This is a genomic window from Advenella faeciporci (assembly GCF_014652395.1).
Lineage (GTDB): Bacteria > Pseudomonadota > Gammaproteobacteria > Burkholderiales > Burkholderiaceae_B > Advenella > Advenella faeciporci.
Window position 1 is genome coordinate 71154 of sequence record NZ_BMYS01000015.1, and the last position, 15885, is coordinate 87038.

The window sequence follows — 15885 nt, forward strand, 5'->3', positions numbered from 1 at the left end:
AGTTATTTTTTGCATTTTTTGCAAACACGGATATTTTATTTTATTGTTCAGGACCCAATGACGGATACCTCTAATGCCAATGCTGAAAGTGTGAAATCTTTTAGTGAATTTGGTCTTCACCCCGATCTTTTAACGGCCATTTCAGCCAGTGGTTATACAGTCGCCACTCCTATTCAGGCTCAAGCCATACCCGCCATTATCGATGGCCGTGATGTAATGGGGGCGGCCCAAACGGGAACCGGTAAAACCGCGGCCTTTACGCTTCCGCTGTTACATCGTTTAATGCCCTATGCCAGCCACAGCACTTCGCCTGCCAGACACCCGGTGCGCGCGCTTATTTTAGCTCCCACACGGGAATTGGCCGATCAGGTGGCTGACAGCGTAAAGCGTTACAGCGAAAGTTGTCCCTTGCGTGTGGCCGTGGTGTTTGGCGGTGTGGATATTTCCGCCCAAAAAGAAGAGTTGCGCAAAGGATGTGAGCTGGTCATTGCCACGCCTGGCCGTTTGCTAGACCACATAGAACAGAAAACCATCAATTTGTCGCAGGTGAATACCCTGGTTCTTGATGAGGCGGACAGAATGCTTGATATGGGCTTTTTGCCCGATCTTGAACGCATTGTCAAACTGTTGCCAAAATCCCGCCAAAGCCTGCTGTTTTCCGCCACGTTTAGTGGTGAAATCAGGAAACTGGCGCGCTCCTTCCTGAAGTCGCCCATTGAAATCAATGTGGCGCCGCAAAATGCCACGGCCGAAAACGTAACCCAGATTGCCTACCCGGTATCTGGCAATAACAAGCAGGCCGCAGTATTGTATTTGCTCAAGTCCCGCAGCCTCAGCCAGGTCATTATTTTTGTCAATACAAAAATTGGCGCCAGCCGTTTAACGCGTGAACTTGTCAAGGAAGGCATTAAGGCAGAATCCATTCATGGCGACAAATCCCAGATCGAGCGTATCAAGGCACTGGATTCCTTCAAGTCGGGTGAAACCGCCGTGCTGGTGGCTACCGATGTTGCGGCGCGCGGGCTTGACGTTGCCGGTTTACCCTGTGTGATTAACGTTGATCTTCCATTTAATCCCGAAGACTATGTGCACCGGATTGGCCGTACAGGCAGGGCGGGGGCTTCCGGTGAGGCAATTGCCTTGTTTACCGAGCATGAGGAAAAACTGCTTGAGGATATAGAAAAGCTCATCAAGGTTAAAGTGCCCCGCGGCACCCTCAATATTCCTGAGACTTTCCAGCACCGCAGTCCAGCCAGTGCTGATTCGCGCGGTCGTGGCAAAGGGGAGCGTTTTAAACGAACCTTTCCCGCTTCAAGGCCGGCACCTATTGACGATTTTTTCTTCAAGCCTTACGAGCCTTCAGTTAAGGATCCGCATAAAGAAGCCCAACGGCTGCAGCATGAACAAAAGTGGATGGAACACCAGGCCACAGCCAGGCAGCCACAGCTGGCGATCTTGTTAGGCGGACGCCCTAAAAATAATATCAAGCCTGCTGAATCAAACGACTGAACGACGCAGGGCCACCTGGCTGGACAGGGCTGTCGGGGCGGATATTTTGCAATATTCGCTCCAGGTGGCTGATGTAAGGCAGCATGGTGCCAAAAAAATGATTCTTTCCTTCTATTTGTATCAATAGCGTGGGAAAGTTCTCAATATCAATATCATCAAGCAGTTCGGGCTCTTCTTCTATGTCTACCCAAACAAACAGGTGCTGGGGAAAACGCTGACTTAATTCTGTAAATGACTCAAAGTATTCTTTGCATGTATCGCACCATTGCGCGCAATAGCATGCGATGAGCCAGGCATTGGGATTTTGCAGTGTATGTGCAATAGTGGAAGCATGTTGACTTGGATTTTGAATGAACATAATCAATAATAGCCGGAAAAAGGCGGACAAGCATGAAAAACAACGCAGGCAAGGTGTCAGACGCTGTTTTTCCGCGGCCGATTGGCTTATCATCATAAAGCAATAATTGTTTTCAAGTCAAAATTTATGTGCTTTGCATAATCAATCATTTATGCAGTAATCTGGTATTTGAGCCAAGCAGCTCAAAAGGTGAGAAATATGAGTAATAACTCGACAAGAAAAATAGGTCTGTTCATTATCGGTGATGAAATCCTGTCCGGGCGCCGCCAGGACAAGCATTTGTCAACAGTGATTTCGATGCTGTCTGGCAGGGGCATGCAGTTGTCATGGGCCCGGTTTTTGCCCGACGATCTGGATACGCTTGTACAGGAATATAAACGCAGTTTTGCTTCTGGCGATATTGTGTTTTCTTGTGGTGGCATTGGTGCCACCCCTGATGATAAAACCCGGGATGCCGTTGCGTTGGCACTGGGTGTTGAGCTGGAACTGCACCCCATTGCCGCCAAGCTGATTACCTCGCGTTTTCAGGAGCTGGCCAAAGAGGGCCGCGGCAGCATAGATATGGGAACACCCGAAAACCAGCGCCGGCTGGCTATGGGTGTATTTCCCAAAGGGGCTGAAATTGTACCCAATCCTTATAATAAAATTCCGGGTTTTTTTATTCAGGATCATACCTTTGTGCCGGGCTTTCCCGAAATGGCCTGGCCCATGATTGAATGGACGCTTGACCATCGGTATGAGCAATATCATAACCTTCAGCGTGTGGAAGAACATTCCATTCTGGCCTATTCATTGCCCGAATCCCGCATCACGCCGGCACTGGAGTTCATCGAAATCAACTGGCCGGGTGTCAAGACCTTCAGTTTGCCAACCGTGGCCAGGGATAATAATCCGCCCTTTGTGGATTTGGGCGTCAAAGGGCCGTCACCTGCCGTTCAAGAGGCTTTTTCCTATTTGAAAGGAGAAATTCTCAGGGCCGGAGGGCGGTTCAGTCATTAATGTACCAGGCGCCCTTGTAAAATCAAGGTATGGAGGAAGCGATGCTCGTCTGCATAAAGATAAGCATAGCTTCTTTTCACATGCTGGGATAAAATATATTGCATTGCAACATTCAAAGTTATTGCCATGACTGCCAAGAGTCCAATCGTACCTCCGGTCAAATCCTCTTCTTCTGACATCACCATCCAGGTCCTGGAGCGGGCCATGAAACTGCTTGATGTGCTGGCCGAGCAGGATGAGCCTGTCTCCCTGAAAGAAATTGCCGCCTTGTCCAATTTGCATTCCTCAACAGCGCATCGTATTTTGAATGATCTTGCCGCAGGCCGCTATGTAGACAGGGTTAATAACGGTATGTACCAGCTTGGCATGCGTTTGCTTGAGCTGGGTTCCCTGGTTAAAGACAGGTTGAACGTGAGGGAAATTGCCCATGAACACATGCATGTGTTGCATCGGCTTACCGGGCAAACCATCAATTTATCCATTCAGCAGGGCGATGATATTGTCTACATAGACCGGGCCTGGAGCGAACGTTCTGGCATGCAGGTGGTTCGGGCTATTGGTGGTCGTGCGCCTTTGCACCTGACTTCGGTTGGCAAGCTTTTTCTGGCAGCGGCCGAACCCAGGACGGTACGTGCTTATGCATTACGTACCGGACTTGGCGGTACGACCGGTAACAGCCTGACAGACCTTGACCGACTTGAAAAAGAGCTGGCTTTTGTGCGCCGTCACGGCTATGCCAGAGACAACGAAGAGCTTGAGCTGGGTGTACGCTGTATTTCTGCCGGTATTTTTGATGACAGTGGGAAATTGGTTGCAGGCCTGTCCATTTCTTCTCCTTCAGAGCGGATGCGTGATGAATGGGTTGAACTGTTAACGGATACCGCTGCCCGTATTTCGGCAGACCTGGGTTATGAGTGTCACAAAGAAGGCCATAAAGCAGGTAGGTAAAAAGTGCGTGATGTGCAAATTGCCTGTCATCAAGACTTAATAAAAAGCAATTACATTTCAATTAGTTAAGTTTTTTTGGTTTTTTTGTGATTATTTGTGCAACGCACAAAAAAATACTTGACCGGCGACAGAAGTTGCGTATAATTTGAATTGTGCGGTGCAATATAAATAGGTTGGCAGTAATTTCCTGAAAATGATATTGCAACCGGCTGTTCAATTTATCATGTAGCAGCTTTTTACTTCACAAACTTATTTATTTCTACCTAGGACATACCATGAGCGCAATCCCACAACAAATTCTAGATCGTCAAAAATCAGCCATCAACACTTTCGTTGCCGTACAAGGTTCAATTTTTGGTGGCTTCGAGAAACTGGTTGATCTGAACATGAAAGTGATCAAAGCTTCTTTAGGTGAGGCTGCCGAGCATTCTCAACAGGTTTCTGAGTTGAAAGATCCACAGGAAGCGGTTGCTTTCGTATCTTCTTTGGCCCAGCCCAACGCTGAAAAAGCGGTTGCTTACACAAAAAATGTTTATGACATTTTGTCAAGCGTTAGCAACGAGCTGATCAAACTGACAGAAACCCAAGTTGCCGAAGGCCAACAGCACATTGCTGAAACCATTGATCAGTTGGCTAAAAATGCCCCTACAGGTTCAGAAAGCGCGGTTGCTTTGTTGAAATCCTCACTGGCAACTGCGAACACTGCTTATGATTCTTTGAACAAAGCAGCCAAACAAGCCGTTGAAGTTGCCGAAGGTAACCTGACAGCGGCAGCCAATGCCACTATCAAGGCAACAGAATCTGCGACTGCTGCCACAACAGCCGCTGCCAACAACGTAGCCAATGCCGCCAAAACAGCCACTCGCGCTGCAGGTCGCAACTAATTTGCGTTAAGCAGACAGTAAAAAGAGCCCTTCAAATGGGCTCTTTTTTTTTGGAAAAATGCTTGCAAGATCCTGCTTTATGAAGGCGGACCCTGTGGCAATGGTTTATTTGCGCATGAAAATATCGCTCTTTCTAAGCGTATTTATGCAATCGGCAATGAGTTTTGGGCCCTGATAAATAAGGCCCGTGTATAGTTGCACGGCATTGGCACCGGCATTTATTTTTTCAAGAGCCTGCTTGCCTGAGTTAATACCGCCCACACCGATAATTGTAAAATCCGGTCCCATTTCTTTTCTGAGTGACTCAATCACTTTGAGTGACAGCTCATGAACCGGAGGGCCCGACAGGCCACCACTTTCTTCGCTATGTTTAAGCCCCTGAACCGCACTGCGGGAAAGCGTGGTGTTGGTCGCAATCACACCATCAATTTCGTAACGCGGCAAAATATGGGCAATAGCCTGAATTTGCCCGGCTTCAAGATCAGGGGCAATTTTCACAACAACAGGTACCCGGCGGCCATAACGGTCGGCCAGTTCCTTGCGTTTGTCAGCAATTTGCCGCAATAAATCACTTAACTCGTCGCCACCTTGCAAGGCACGCAGATTCTTGGTGTTGGGTGAAGAAATATTGATGGTGACATAATCGGCAAAAGGGTACACACCCTCAAGCCCAATCAAGTAATCACTGGCGGCATTTTCAATTGGAGTATCGGCATTTTTTCCGATATTCAGGCCAAGAACCCCTCTTTTTGCGCGCCATTCACTTTGTTGGACATTTTGCAGGAACGTATCCAGACCATGGTTGTTAAAACCCATCCGGTTAATCAGGGATTCTGCCTGCGGCAGGCGAAACATGCGGGGTTTGGGGTTGCCTGGTTGGGCGCGGGGAGTTACCGTACCCACTTCAATGAAACCAAAACCAAGCTGGCCAAGGGCGTCAATGCATTCCCCGTTTTTATCCAGTCCGGCGGCCAGCCCTATGGGGTTGCGCAGGGGCAAGCCCATTAAAGTGGTTGGAAGCAGGGTGTGGCTACCTTTAAGCAGCTCGCGTGTAGCTTTGCAGTGATGTGCTTTTTGCAATGATTTCAATGTCATTTCATGAGCCGTTTCGGCGTCCATTGAAAAGAGCAGTGGGCGAACAAAAGGATAAAGTTTGAAGGTATTGAACATGGCTGAGAAATAAAATGGAATCTGCCCATTTTAATGCTTATTTTCACTTAAAACTATTCCTGACCGGGAATATGGTCAATCCATTGTTGGTTTATATATTTCTGAAGAGGCTGGAATCTGGTTTTATAGGACATTTTTGGGCTTTCCTTTATCCAGTATCCCAGATATAACCAGGGTAGGCCAAGCTGCCTGCATTGTTCTATCTGCCATAAAATGCAATAGGTGCCCAGGCTGCCGGGGTAGTCAGGATCATAAAATGTATAAACCGAAGACAGCCCGTCATCACTGAGGTCAATAATTGACACAATACGCAGCACCCCATCGGGGGAACGGAATTCAACCAGTTCGGTGTTTACGTGGCTGGATAGCAGGAATTGCTCATATTGTTCGCGACCCTGCTCGTCCATGCCACCGCCAGGGTGCCGCTGATGCTGGTAGCGGCTGTACAAAATAAAATGATCATCTTGCCATTGTATGGGGACTTTGCGGGCAGACAGGTCACGGTGGCGCTTTTGTATGCGTTTTTGAGTTGAGCTTGGCTTGAAAGCGACCGTATTAATCCGAACCGATATGCACGCCTGGCAATTGTCGCACTGGGGTTTATATGTGAACAGGCCGCTGCGGCGGAAACCGGCCCTTAATAAGCTGGCATAGGCCTTGGCGGTAACCAGATGACCCGGCGCAACAACCCGGGAACGGGCTATCCTGCCTTCAAGATAACTGCAGGGATAGGAGGCCGTTAAGTAGTAATGCAATACATGCAGGTTGGGGTCATGAATCTCGCTCATGCGTTAAATATACTCAAATACCCAAGCCGGGTTCAAGAGATATTGCCATCTGAATGTAAAATTCCCGCTTGCCAGGGAGGTGGCGTTTGGGGAATGGTTTTTTTCAGGTGTTCCATAAATATCCTGCGTGAAACGGGGGCGGCACCAAGACTGCCCAAGTGCCTGGTTTGCTGCTGGCAGTCTATCCATTCAACACCATGGCGAGCCAAAAAAAAGACTGCATAGGCCAAGGCAATCTTGGAGCTGTCGCTTATATTGGAAAACATGGATTCACCATAAAACATCTTGCCCATTGACACACCGTAAAGCCCACCGGCCAGTTTTCCATCAATCCAGGTTTCAATACTATGGGCCAGTCCGGCCAGATGCAAGTTGGTGTAGGCGTTAATAATATCCTGACTGATCCAGGTGCCGGCCTGGTTTTGCCGGGGAGCGGCACAGGCCTGCATAACCTGTACAAAGGCGGTGTCCACCTTGATTTGAATGAAAGGATTTGGCCGGGTTTCCTGTTTGGCAATTTGCCTGAGCTTTTTCTTCAGGCTGTGCGAGATGACAAAATCCTTGCACATGAGTACCATGCGTTGGGAAGGGCTCCACCACAGAATGGGTTGTGGCTCGGAATACCATGGGAAAATGCCCTGTTGATAGGCGCTTGTCATGCGAGCCATGGATAAATCACCACCACAGGCCAGCAGGCCGTCCGGCTCTTTAAGGGCGAGCTCGGGCGGGGGGAACGGGGTTTGCAGGTCTAGCCAGAAAAGCGCCATTGCTTAGGATAAGGAAAGATAGTGGGTAGTGAAAACCCCACGCTCCTTGTCTTCAATGTAACGTTTAAGGGTCTGGGCAACGGTCCGGAAGGACAGTTCATCCCAGGGTATTTCATCAATGCCAAAATAACGGGCTTCCAGGCTTTCCGGGCCAGGATTCAGTTTTGGGCTATTGGCATTGGCCAGGAAATACAAATGCACCTGATTGACGTTCGGGACATCGATGACGGTAAAAAGCTGCTTTAGCGTAATGTCTGCCCCGGCTTCTTCCGTGGTTTCACGAATAGCGCCAAGGCTGCTGGTTTCGCTCAGCTCCATGAAGCCTGCGGGTAATGTCCATTTGTCATACCGGGGTTCGATGGCGCGGCGGCATAGCAGGATTTTATCTTCCCAGACCGGCACCGTGCCCACCACAACCAGCGGGTTTTTGTAATGGATAGCCCCACAGTTTTCACAAATGTCGCGTACGCGGTTGTCATCGGGCGGGATTTTGCGGGAAAGGGCAGAGCCGCATTGTGAGCAAAAACGTTGCTCAACCGGTGCCGGAAAATAAAAAGAGGTTTCGTGATAAGTCATAAATTGCGGGTAATTCGTGTATACGTACAATGATACATGGATTATTGCTTAAGTTTGCAATGACCAGATAAAAATTATTTCGCCCTGGGCCAGGCAATAAAATGCAATTTTTCCGGGATCAGCCTGCTGTCAATTTGTTGCAAGGGGGCACTGTATTCAGGATGTTGTTCGTAACTAACATCCAGTTGTTGGCCTTGGTCAAGTTCAAGCAGATGTTTTTCTGACAGGCTACCCAGGCTGGCGCCATTATCATTTGAATGATGGATGGAAAAGTGTTCAATTACCTGGGCGGTATCCCGTCCACAAATAATGCCGGCACCAAGATTGGTTTGTGCATATAGAAAGCCCTGTTCATCGAGGTACCACGCTTGAATGGCTTGTACCGTTTGGCGGGTATGCGTGTCAAGGGTGTGACCATCTTCGGCAAGATGCAACACATGGGGCGCATGCGCAAGACTGACATAAACACGTTGCGGTCCATTCTGGAAAAACCATTCGCCGTTATCGGTGGCTGCATAATTGCGGTTGATAAAATCGTTGATTTGGGGGCTGCCAATGGATTCGCCGGGTTTGCCTGGTTGATAAGAACCGGCAGGGTGAAGTTTCCATTTTCCGTTCAGGTCTAGTGATAACCAGCCATATACGGCAGGAACATCCGGCCACTTTTTGATGGCGTCCAACACGTTTTTGTCCATAGTTGTTCCTTCGCATTTTGTTTTTGCAGGTATACGGTGCGTATATTGTAGCTTTGTTGCGTGGATTGCGTCATGTGTACTGAAGCCGGGGAGGAAGTGATCAATGAAAAGGACTGGATCCCGGCTTAACAGGATTCAGTCCTTGAAAGGTGGTGTTCAAAAATGAATGCCTTTAGGCGCACAGGGGCACATCAACCACAGGTTAACAGGTGTTATTTAACCGCCTGGCGCTTCTATTTTGATTATTGTGCCGCTTTCTCGATTGCCTGGCCACCAGCGGAAATATCCTCACCAACTCCTTGTACGGTATGGCAACCGGTAAGGGCAAATAAAGCAATAAGAGTTGTGATTAAATAATTTTTGAGTTTCATGGTGAAATCCTTGTTAAATATTATTTATATGAATAAGGATAGCCTATTTGTTTGAAAAAAAACATTTATCGGGTCAGTGATTGATGTAATAGGACGATATAAATTCACTATTTGTGGTATTTACGTTGACTGAAATCCCAATTTTGTTAACGGCCAGAGCGGTATGGTCAAGCAAAATCAGAGCCGGTTTCGGTTTTTCAGCTTTTCCAGCGCGGGCAGGCATATTTCAACGGCACGACGTCCTTCTTCAATGGCTTCGGCGGCACGGTGAAAGTCCAATAAACCCAAATGGGCCAGTTGTGGGGCAATAATGATATGTGGGGGTTCTCCGGCCATCCGGCTGCGGGTGATTTGCGCCTGCATGATATTCAGGCTCGACGCAATGACATCCAGTAAAGAGGGGGGTTTCTGCAGCGTGTGGGTTATGTCGGGAAGGGGGCCTGGCTTACCAAAATTTTGCTGGATCTTGCGCAGCCATTCCGAGGCATTGCTGCCAAAAGAAAAGACGGATTCAGGCGGGTTGTAAAAATGCCTTCCTATCAGGTCCGAGTTCAGATCAACGGCAATCAGGAAATCGGCGCCCATGGCGCGGGCCAAAGAAACCGGCACCGGATTAACCAGGCCACCATCCACCAAAATATCCTGATTGTTAATGACGGGAGTGAATAAGCCGGGCAGGGCAAGAGAGGCCCGGACAGCATCAACGGTGGATCCTTCACGCATCCAGATTTCGTTGCCGGTAGTCAGGGACGTGGCGACCGAACCAAAGGGAATATTGAGCTCTTCTATGTTTCTGTCCGTGAAGTGGTGTTTGAAAAAATTCATGATTTTTTCCCCTTTCAGCACCCCGCCATTCAAATGGATATCCATGAAAGAAAGTACATTGCTGATATTCAGGCTCAAGACCCATTTCCTGAAAACCTCTATTTCACCCGCGGCATAGGCGGCGCCAACCAGGGCGCCAATAGAGGTGCCGCAAATGATGTCCGGCTTGATACCCGCTTCTTCCAGTGCCTGGATGACCCCGATATGAGACCATCCGCGCGCGGATCCGCTTCCCAGGATGAGGCCGATTTTATGTTTTCTGTGAAGGGGGTGGGATGACGGCATGTGCTTAATGATGGCAGTTTGGTGTAAAGATAGAATATTATCATTGAGTTATTATGTTTTATTTATATATATTTATGAAATTTAGTAATATGTGGTTTTGTGTTTTGATATGTATGCAAGATCTGCCGGGTGCCCAAGTACCTGTAACGCAATCCGCAGGGGTTTTTTCAGGTCATATCGTTACCGTCATATTTAACAGAACTGGAGTCCATTTTGTCGCATACCGATACTGTTTCAGTGGAAGATAATATATCTACCCTGTCCCTGAGCCAGCAACGTGGGAACATCGCCCGTCTTACAGTGGCCCAGGCTTTGGCGGGTGCCAATTCTGTTGTTGTTTATGCAACGGGTGCAATTGTCGGCAATGTCTTGGCTCCCGATAAATCATTGTCAACCTTGCCGATTAGTATTTTTGTGGTGGGTATGGCGGCATGTATCCTGCCCATGGGGAGCATTGCCCGGCGTTATGGTCGCCGGATGGCCTTCATGGCCGGTACAGGGTGCGGTGTGCTGGTGGGCTTGCTGTCAGCGCTGGCAGTCGTACTGGGTTCGTTTTGGCTGTTTTGTCTGGCGACTTTTTTTGGTGGTGCGTATGCTGCAGTGGTGCTGTCTTTTCGCTTTGCGGCAGCCGATGGGGTTGAGCCAACAATGCGGGCCCGGTCCCTTTCTTTTGTCATGGGAGGGGGTGTGGCGGCCGGTGTTATTGGGCCGCAGCTGGTTACGTATACCATGGATTTTTGGCAGCCCTATACGTTCGCAATTACTTATATAGTGCAGGCGGCCGTGGCGGCCTTGTCGGCAGTGGTATTGTTTGGGGTTCATTTGCCCCGTCCGTCAGCCAAAAAAGCAGCAGCTGGCAGGCCGCTTTCCTTCATTGTACGTCAGCCCCGTTTTATTACGGCCATGATTTGCGCTGCGGTTTCTTACATGCTGATGAATTTCATCATGACATCGGCACCCCTGGCGATGCAAATGTGTGGTCATCCCCTGGAAACGGCTAATCTGGGCATGCAGTGGCATGTTATTGCCATGTATTTGCCCAGCTTTTTTACGGGGCGCTTAATAAGCCGTTTTGGTGCAGGGCGTGTAGTAACATTTGGTTTGCTTATGATTGGGGGGTCGGCAATCATTGGTTTGGCGGGTATCGATGTCATGCATTTCTGGCTGACCCTGATTTTACTGGGGGTTGGCTGGAACTTCGGTTTTGTGGGGGCCTCTGCCATGGTGCTGGAATCTCACCGGCCAGAAGAGGCAACGCGCGTGCAATCTTTCAATGATTTTATCGTTTTTGGCACTATGGCGATTGGTTCATTTGCCTCGGGAAATTTACTGGCTACTTATGGTTGGGATATGGTGCTTTGGGTTTCATTTGCACCATTGATTCTAGCCGTGATTGTGTTGGCATTAACGGCAGTTTTACGGCCACCCCCTTCGGTTGACCGTATTTGATGGGTTATAGAAGGGGGCTGAGTATGGCCATGGTGTTGTTGCGAAGCTGGTGGGGTAAGCTCCAGGATGTTACGTCGGCCTGGGTAACCGGTTTGGATTGTGCAATATATTCATCTTGTCTGCAACGGATGGCCTGAGTCAGGTTCTTGTCGTGGAACAGAATATTGTTCTCGTAGTTCAGCTCAAAACTGCGCCGGTCCATGTTGGCCGAGCCAATCAAGGTGACTTCACCGTCTACCGTTAGTGTTTTTGCGTGTAGCAGGCCACCGGTGTATTCGTGAATGCTAACGCCTGCCTCCAGTAATTCTGAATAATGGCTTCGGCTGGCGGCACCCACAAACCAGCTGTCATTGCGGGCGGGAAGGATAATACTTGTTGCTACTCCTCTGCGGGCGCTGCCGCAAAGCGCAGCTTGCATGAAATCATCGGGAACGTAATAAGGTGTCGTAATGACCAGTTCCTTGCGGGCGCTGAACATCAATGTCGCGAATAGCTCGGGGGTGGCGGAATAATGATTCTCGGGACCTGTTCCAATGACCTGGGCAGCAAAGCCCGTTTCTGCAGGCGTCATGGGGTGTTGCGCCAGTTCACGGCAATCCTCACTGGTGCATGCCAGCCAATCAGTCAGGAAAAGTGCCTGGTTTTGCCGGGCAATCGGTCCTTCAAACCTAATGACTGCATCAATCCAGGGGGCGTATTTCGCTTTGATTGCAAACTCAGGATCGGCGCAGTTCTGGCTTCCACAATAAGTTATCCGGTTGTCAATCACAACAATTTTTCGGTGATTGCGAACGTCAACGCGTCCTTTCAATATGCGAACCATAACGTTTCCAATAGGCTGTGCGCGAGCCAGTTGCACGCCTGCACGGTGCATTGCCGTCCAGTGTTCACTGCGAATAAAATTGCGTGAACCCAGATCATCAACAATCACGCGGCAGGTAACGCCACGCCGGGCGGCCCTAATCAGGGCATCAACGACCTTGCGCCCATTGTTATCGGCTAGCCAGATGTAGAAAAGAAGATGTACATGTTCCTGGGCGGCATCAATATCCAAGACCATTGTATCAATCGTGGTATTGGAGTCATCCAGCAAATGGCCTGTATTGCCACCAACCGGTTTGAAGCCACTGATTGACTGGCCGATTGAAAACCCGGGTAAATTGAGGGCGGGTAGATGGGGGATTGGGGCAAGGTTGGTAATGGGAGGCAAGGCGTTTTCATGAGCCCGTTTACGGGCCTGCCCTTTGTTTGGGCGAACTTCCCCCAACATTAAATAGGTTAATGCGCCAACGTAGGGCAGGGCCATGATGAAAAGGATCCAGGCGACGCGTGAGGCCGGGTCGCGATGTGGTCTGAGCAAGACGCGGACCGATAATCCTGTGATGATAAGAAGGTGGACAATCAGCCACATGAGACTACCTCATTATTAATATGAGTGGATTAATCGCCAGACCATTGTCCGGAAGCATCAATTTTAAGCTACTGATGAAGGTTAATGTTAACGGTTATGGCAAAACAAAAAGCCCAGACCGAAGTCTGGGCTTTTATGGAATCTGGAGCGGGAAACGAGTCTCGAACTCGCGACCTCAACCTTGGCAAGGTTGCGCTCTACCAACTGAGCTATTCCCGCGTATTTAAAAAGCCTTTCACTGGAGGCGCAGAGCGGAGTCGAACCGCTCTGGACGGATTTGCAATCCGCTGCATAACCGCTTTGCTACTGCGCCCTTTAGTACATGCAACTGATTGGATCGGATAATGCAATCGCTGTGGTTCAGTGCTTAAGACTTAATAAGAAAATGAGTATAGCATCATTAAAACAAAATGGAAATTTTTATAATGAAATAAGCAACAAAATTGTCTCTTGAATGCATTTTTTGATTTTTTTGTTGTAATAAAGCCTCTTTTTTTGAGGGTTTCCATGTTTTGCATGCGAGCCGGGTGGAAATGGTCATGGGGATTATGGGGGGGGCGTCCTTGGTGCTGTAGTTGTGCTTTGGTTTGATGTAACGCATTGTTTTATAGGTTTTTTTTTACTACACTGAGAGTATAATTTATACGCTAGGATGTAATGGGAAGAGATAAGGTGTTGGGTCAGCTTGCAGGTAAATAAAAAAACTCACGCCTTTGGGTAATGTTAATTTTCTACAATCCAGGAGACAAGTATGGTATCCAATCACAAAGCAGCAACCCAGTCTGGTGGTCAGTTGTCGCAGAATTTGTTAAGTGCAAATATGGAATTGTCGCAGCAGATGGGAAAGCTGTTCCAGGAAAACAATCAGCGCTGGGGTGAGTTCATTGCCAAGGCTTTTGGCGAGGGTCAGGGGAATATGGAAAAGCTGCTTAAAGTAAACAATGGGCAGCTCCAGGGACAAACCCTTAACGATTTGATGGATGGTTTGTCGCAATGTGCCAATTGCAATCGTGTTTTGGCACAGCAGGCGCTTGAAAACCAGAAGTTGTTCATGTCCGGAATGACTGAAATACTGCAACAGTGGCAGCAGCGGTCCAGCGCGCTGGCAGGAGATGCAAATACCATACCCTGGAATAATATGTTTGCCGATATGGTCAAACAGATGAGTGCCGGTTTTTTGCCCTTTAATACAAATTGGCACGAAAAAGAAGAAAGGAAGGTTAAATAAATGAGATGCCTGACGGGTGGTGACTTATTATTTGGAGTCAGTCCGGTATAGTGCGATGGGGTATTAAAGCATTTGTGTGGTATAAAAAGGACAAAAAAAGGACCGAAAGGTCCTTTTGTGCATTTGCAGGTAACACCTGCAAACTAGAATTCTGGAGCGGGAAACGAGTCTCGAACTCGCGACCTCAACCTTGGCAAGGTTGCGCTCTACCAACTGAGCTATTCCCGCATTTTTCACAATTTCAGTGTTGTGCTGAATGAGTGAAGTTTTAAATTATAAGCAATCTTTTTTCGTTTTACAAGCTTTTTTATTTGCCTGTTTTTTTGAAATAAGCAAGAAGTGCTTAAGAAAGACGAAATAATAGCATTTATTTCTTTATAATGTCAAAAAAACGTTATTTGAATAGTTGAAAATATGGATTTTATACAACAGAAAGACCTAAGCTGTTTTAATACACTAGGCCTTAAATCATTGGCGAATAATTACATAAGCCTTTGTAATATAAAAGATTTAAGCGGCATTTCAGACTTGTTGAAGCCAGGCGTTCCCTACTTCATTCTTGGGGGCGGAAGTAATGTTGTATTAAGTGAACAAATTGATCAGATTGTTGTTCATAACCAACTTAAAGGGATCCATCTTGTGCAGGAAACCGACGGTGCCTGGTTTGTAGAGGCCGCTGCCGGTGAAAACTGGCATGATTTTGTGGTTAATTGCATACGGCAAGGTTGGTATGGCCTGGAAAACCTGGCCTTAATACCCGGTACGGTGGGTGCGGCACCCGTGCAGAATATTGGTGCCTATGGTGTGGAAGTTAAAGACCGGCTCGAAAGCGTGGTGGCTTATGATCCGCTGACGCAAACAGAACAGGTCTTTAATAATGAACAATGCCGTTTTGCCTACCGTGACAGTATCTTCAAGCACGAAGAGGGTAAAGGCCTCATTATTACGGCAGTGCGGTTTCGTTTGCCCAAGCAATGGGTGCCGGTGCTGTCTTATTCCGATCTTCAGCAATATGAAGGGGCAAGGCCCCAACTGACGCCACAAGCCATTCTTGAGGCTGTCTGTGATATACGTCGTCGCAAGTTGCCCGATCCAAAGGTAACGGGCAATGCGGGCAGTTTTTTTAAAAACCCAATTGTTCCTGCGCAGCAGTATTGGCAGTTAAAGGCGCAATTCCAGGACTTGGTTGCCTATGAACAGCCTGATAGCCGTTATAAGCTGGCCGCGGGCTGGATGATTGATCAATGTGGCTGGAAAGGGCGGCAATTGGGTAATGCCGGTGTGCATGCAAGGCAGGCCCTGGTGATTGTGAATACCGGCAAAGCCTGCGCAGCGGATATTATCGCCATTGCAAGGGCAATTGCCGATGATGTCATGAAGAAATTTGGTGTTTTGCTAGAACCCGAACCTGTCTTTGTAGCGGCCAGACATTAAGCTGCACCCCGAATGCCAGTGGCAGGCGGGGACGTGTAAAGCTTGTTCTTCTCGTCTTCTCGTTCCCACGCTCTGAAGTGACCCCCAAATGTTGGACGGTTAAAAACTAGGCAGCTAAAACCTGAGTCCGGTATTGTACTGGACTCAGGCCATTTAATTTGAGCTTGATACGCTTGTGATTATAGTAG

General features: G+C 48.3%; 17 protein-coding genes and 3 tRNA genes. 7 read left to right on the top strand and 13 right to left on the bottom strand.

The window, feature by feature from the left end:
- The first annotated feature begins 57 nt into the window (after positions 1-57).
- The gene (locus tag IE074_RS10650; RefSeq protein ID WP_189385446.1) at positions 58-1509 is read left to right on the top strand and encodes a DEAD/DEAH box helicase; all 1452 of its coding nucleotides are present in this window, start codon (positions 58-60) and stop codon (positions 1507-1509) included.
- Here IE074_RS10650 and IE074_RS10655 read toward each other — a convergent pair.
- On the bottom strand, positions 1484-1867 hold the full coding sequence (locus IE074_RS10655) for a thioredoxin family protein (protein ID WP_189385447.1): 384 nt from the start codon (positions 1865-1867) through the stop codon (positions 1484-1486). The two genes, IE074_RS10650 and IE074_RS10655, sit on opposite strands and share 26 nt — an antisense overlap.
- A 198-nt stretch (positions 1868-2065) precedes the next feature.
- Here IE074_RS10655 and IE074_RS10660 point away from each other — a divergent pair, with 198 nt between their 5' ends.
- The 3 genes from IE074_RS10660 (at position 2066) to phaP (ending at position 4698) form a co-directional block, all read left to right on the top strand.
- Positions 2066-2866 carry a competence/damage-inducible protein A gene (locus IE074_RS10660; protein ID WP_189385448.1) on the top strand — a complete coding sequence of 267 codons (801 nt, stop codon included), beginning with the start codon at positions 2066-2068 and terminating at the stop codon, positions 2864-2866.
- 126 nt (positions 2867-2992) lie between these two features.
- The gene (locus IE074_RS10665; RefSeq protein WP_189385449.1) at positions 2993-3814 is read left to right on the top strand and encodes an IclR family transcriptional regulator; all 822 of its coding nucleotides are present in this window, start codon (positions 2993-2995) and stop codon (positions 3812-3814) included.
- Between the two features lie 275 nt (positions 3815-4089).
- Positions 4090-4698: a TIGR01841 family phasin gene (gene phaP / locus IE074_RS10670; RefSeq protein WP_189385450.1), complete on the top strand. Its 609-nt coding sequence runs from the start codon at positions 4090-4092 to the stop codon at positions 4696-4698.
- 105 nt (positions 4699-4803) lie between these two features.
- On the opposite strand, the gene IE074_RS10675 is transcribed toward phaP, so the two are convergent.
- The 7 genes from IE074_RS10675 to rssA form a co-directional block, all read right to left on the bottom strand.
- Positions 4804-5868 (bottom strand): quinone-dependent dihydroorotate dehydrogenase, encoded by a 1065-nt coding sequence (locus IE074_RS10675; RefSeq protein ID WP_189385451.1) that lies wholly within the window; start codon positions 5866-5868, stop codon positions 4804-4806.
- Between the two features lie 53 nt (positions 5869-5921).
- A complete protein-coding gene (locus IE074_RS10680; RefSeq protein ID WP_189385452.1) occupies positions 5922-6656 on the bottom strand; it encodes an arginyltransferase in 735 nt (244 codons plus the stop codon).
- 32 nt (positions 6657-6688) lie between these two features.
- On the bottom strand, positions 6689-7423 hold the full coding sequence (gene aat / locus IE074_RS10685; RefSeq protein ID WP_189385453.1) for a leucyl/phenylalanyl-tRNA--protein transferase: 735 nt from the start codon (positions 7421-7423) through the stop codon (positions 6689-6691).
- A 3-nt stretch (positions 7424-7426) separates the two neighbouring features.
- Positions 7427-7999: an NUDIX hydrolase gene (locus IE074_RS10690; RefSeq protein ID WP_189385454.1), complete on the bottom strand. Its 573-nt coding sequence runs from the start codon at positions 7997-7999 to the stop codon at positions 7427-7429.
- A 74-nt stretch (positions 8000-8073) separates the two neighbouring features.
- Positions 8074-8694: a DUF2946 family protein gene (locus IE074_RS10695; protein WP_189385455.1), complete on the bottom strand. Its 621-nt coding sequence runs from the start codon at positions 8692-8694 to the stop codon at positions 8074-8076.
- A gap of 242 nt (positions 8695-8936) precedes the next feature.
- Complete coding sequence (locus IE074_RS10700) at positions 8937-9065, bottom strand: entericidin A/B family lipoprotein (protein WP_189385456.1); 129 nt, start codon at positions 9063-9065, stop codon at positions 8937-8939.
- Between the two features lie 177 nt (positions 9066-9242).
- Entirely contained in the window at positions 9243-10175 is a 933-nt protein-coding gene (rssA, locus tag IE074_RS10705; RefSeq protein WP_189385457.1) for a patatin-like phospholipase RssA, read from the bottom strand.
- 213 nt (positions 10176-10388) lie between these two features.
- Between rssA and IE074_RS10710 the strand changes: the two genes are divergently transcribed.
- The gene (locus IE074_RS10710) at positions 10389-11624 is read left to right on the top strand and encodes an MFS transporter (protein ID WP_189385458.1); all 1236 of its coding nucleotides are present in this window, start codon (positions 10389-10391) and stop codon (positions 11622-11624) included.
- Positions 11625-11628: 4 nt separating this feature from the next.
- Here IE074_RS10710 and cls read toward each other — a convergent pair whose 3' ends face one another.
- The 3 genes from cls to IE074_RS10725 all read right to left on the bottom strand — a co-directional run bounded on the left by cls (position 11629) and on the right by IE074_RS10725 (position 13348).
- The gene (cls, locus tag IE074_RS10715) at positions 11629-13035 is read right to left on the bottom strand and encodes a cardiolipin synthase (protein WP_189385459.1); all 1407 of its coding nucleotides are present in this window, start codon (positions 13033-13035) and stop codon (positions 11629-11631) included.
- A gap of 143 nt (positions 13036-13178) precedes the next feature.
- Positions 13179-13254 (bottom strand) — tRNA-Gly (locus IE074_RS10720).
- A 20-nt stretch (positions 13255-13274) separates the two neighbouring features.
- A tRNA-Cys gene (locus tag IE074_RS10725) sits at positions 13275-13348 on the bottom strand.
- Positions 13349-13786: 438 nt separating this feature from the next.
- Here IE074_RS10725 and IE074_RS10730 point away from each other — a divergent pair.
- On the top strand, positions 13787-14263 hold the full coding sequence (locus IE074_RS10730; RefSeq protein ID WP_189385460.1) for a hypothetical protein: 477 nt from the start codon (positions 13787-13789) through the stop codon (positions 14261-14263).
- A gap of 152 nt (positions 14264-14415) precedes the next feature.
- On the opposite strand, the gene IE074_RS10735 is transcribed toward IE074_RS10730, so the two are convergent.
- Positions 14416-14491 (bottom strand) — tRNA-Gly (locus IE074_RS10735).
- A 186-nt stretch (positions 14492-14677) separates the two neighbouring features.
- Between IE074_RS10735 and murB the strand changes: the two genes are divergently transcribed.
- The gene (gene murB / locus IE074_RS10740; RefSeq protein ID WP_189385461.1) at positions 14678-15697 is read left to right on the top strand and encodes a UDP-N-acetylmuramate dehydrogenase; all 1020 of its coding nucleotides are present in this window, start codon (positions 14678-14680) and stop codon (positions 15695-15697) included.
- A gap of 106 nt (positions 15698-15803) precedes the next feature.
- Here the strand turns inward: murB and IE074_RS10745 are convergent.
- Positions 15804-15885, bottom strand: an 82-nt coding sequence (locus IE074_RS10745; RefSeq protein WP_189385467.1) for an IS3 family transposase, incomplete at its 5' end; no start/stop codon positions are given.

What these genes read in the sequence shown, in the direction of transcription:
- IE074_RS10650 (WP_189385446.1), top strand. Translation starts at nt 58, where the DNA reads ATGACGGATACCTCTAATGCCAATGCTGAAAGTGTGAAATCTTTTAGT.
- IE074_RS10655 (WP_189385447.1), bottom strand. Translation starts at nt 1,867, where the DNA reads ATGTTCATTCAAAATCCAAGTCAACATGCTTCCACTATTGCACATACA.
- IE074_RS10660 (WP_189385448.1), top strand. Translation starts at nt 2,066, where the DNA reads ATGAGTAATAACTCGACAAGAAAAATAGGTCTGTTCATTATCGGTGAT.
- IE074_RS10665 (WP_189385449.1), top strand. Translation starts at nt 2,993, where the DNA reads ATGACTGCCAAGAGTCCAATCGTACCTCCGGTCAAATCCTCTTCTTCT.
- phaP (WP_189385450.1), top strand. Translation starts at nt 4,090, where the DNA reads ATGAGCGCAATCCCACAACAAATTCTAGATCGTCAAAAATCAGCCATC.
- IE074_RS10675 (WP_189385451.1), bottom strand. Translation starts at nt 5,868, where the DNA reads ATGTTCAATACCTTCAAACTTTATCCTTTTGTTCGCCCACTGCTCTTT.
- IE074_RS10680 (WP_189385452.1), bottom strand. Translation starts at nt 6,656, where the DNA reads ATGAGCGAGATTCATGACCCCAACCTGCATGTATTGCATTACTACTTA.
- aat (WP_189385453.1), bottom strand. Translation starts at nt 7,423, where the DNA reads ATGGCGCTTTTCTGGCTAGACCTGCAAACCCCGTTCCCCCCGCCCGAG.
- IE074_RS10690 (WP_189385454.1), bottom strand. Translation starts at nt 7,999, where the DNA reads ATGACTTATCACGAAACCTCTTTTTATTTTCCGGCACCGGTTGAGCAA.
- IE074_RS10695 (WP_189385455.1), bottom strand. Translation starts at nt 8,694, where the DNA reads ATGGACAAAAACGTGTTGGACGCCATCAAAAAGTGGCCGGATGTTCCT.
- IE074_RS10700 (WP_189385456.1), bottom strand. Translation starts at nt 9,065, where the DNA reads ATGAAACTCAAAAATTATTTAATCACAACTCTTATTGCTTTATTTGCC.
- rssA (WP_189385457.1), bottom strand. Translation starts at nt 10,175, where the DNA reads ATGCCGTCATCCCACCCCCTTCACAGAAAACATAAAATCGGCCTCATC.
- cls (WP_189385459.1), bottom strand. Translation starts at nt 13,035, where the DNA reads ATGTGGCTGATTGTCCACCTTCTTATCATCACAGGATTATCGGTCCGC.
- IE074_RS10730 (WP_189385460.1), top strand. Translation starts at nt 13,787, where the DNA reads ATGGTATCCAATCACAAAGCAGCAACCCAGTCTGGTGGTCAGTTGTCG.
- murB (WP_189385461.1), top strand. Translation starts at nt 14,678, where the DNA reads ATGGATTTTATACAACAGAAAGACCTAAGCTGTTTTAATACACTAGGC.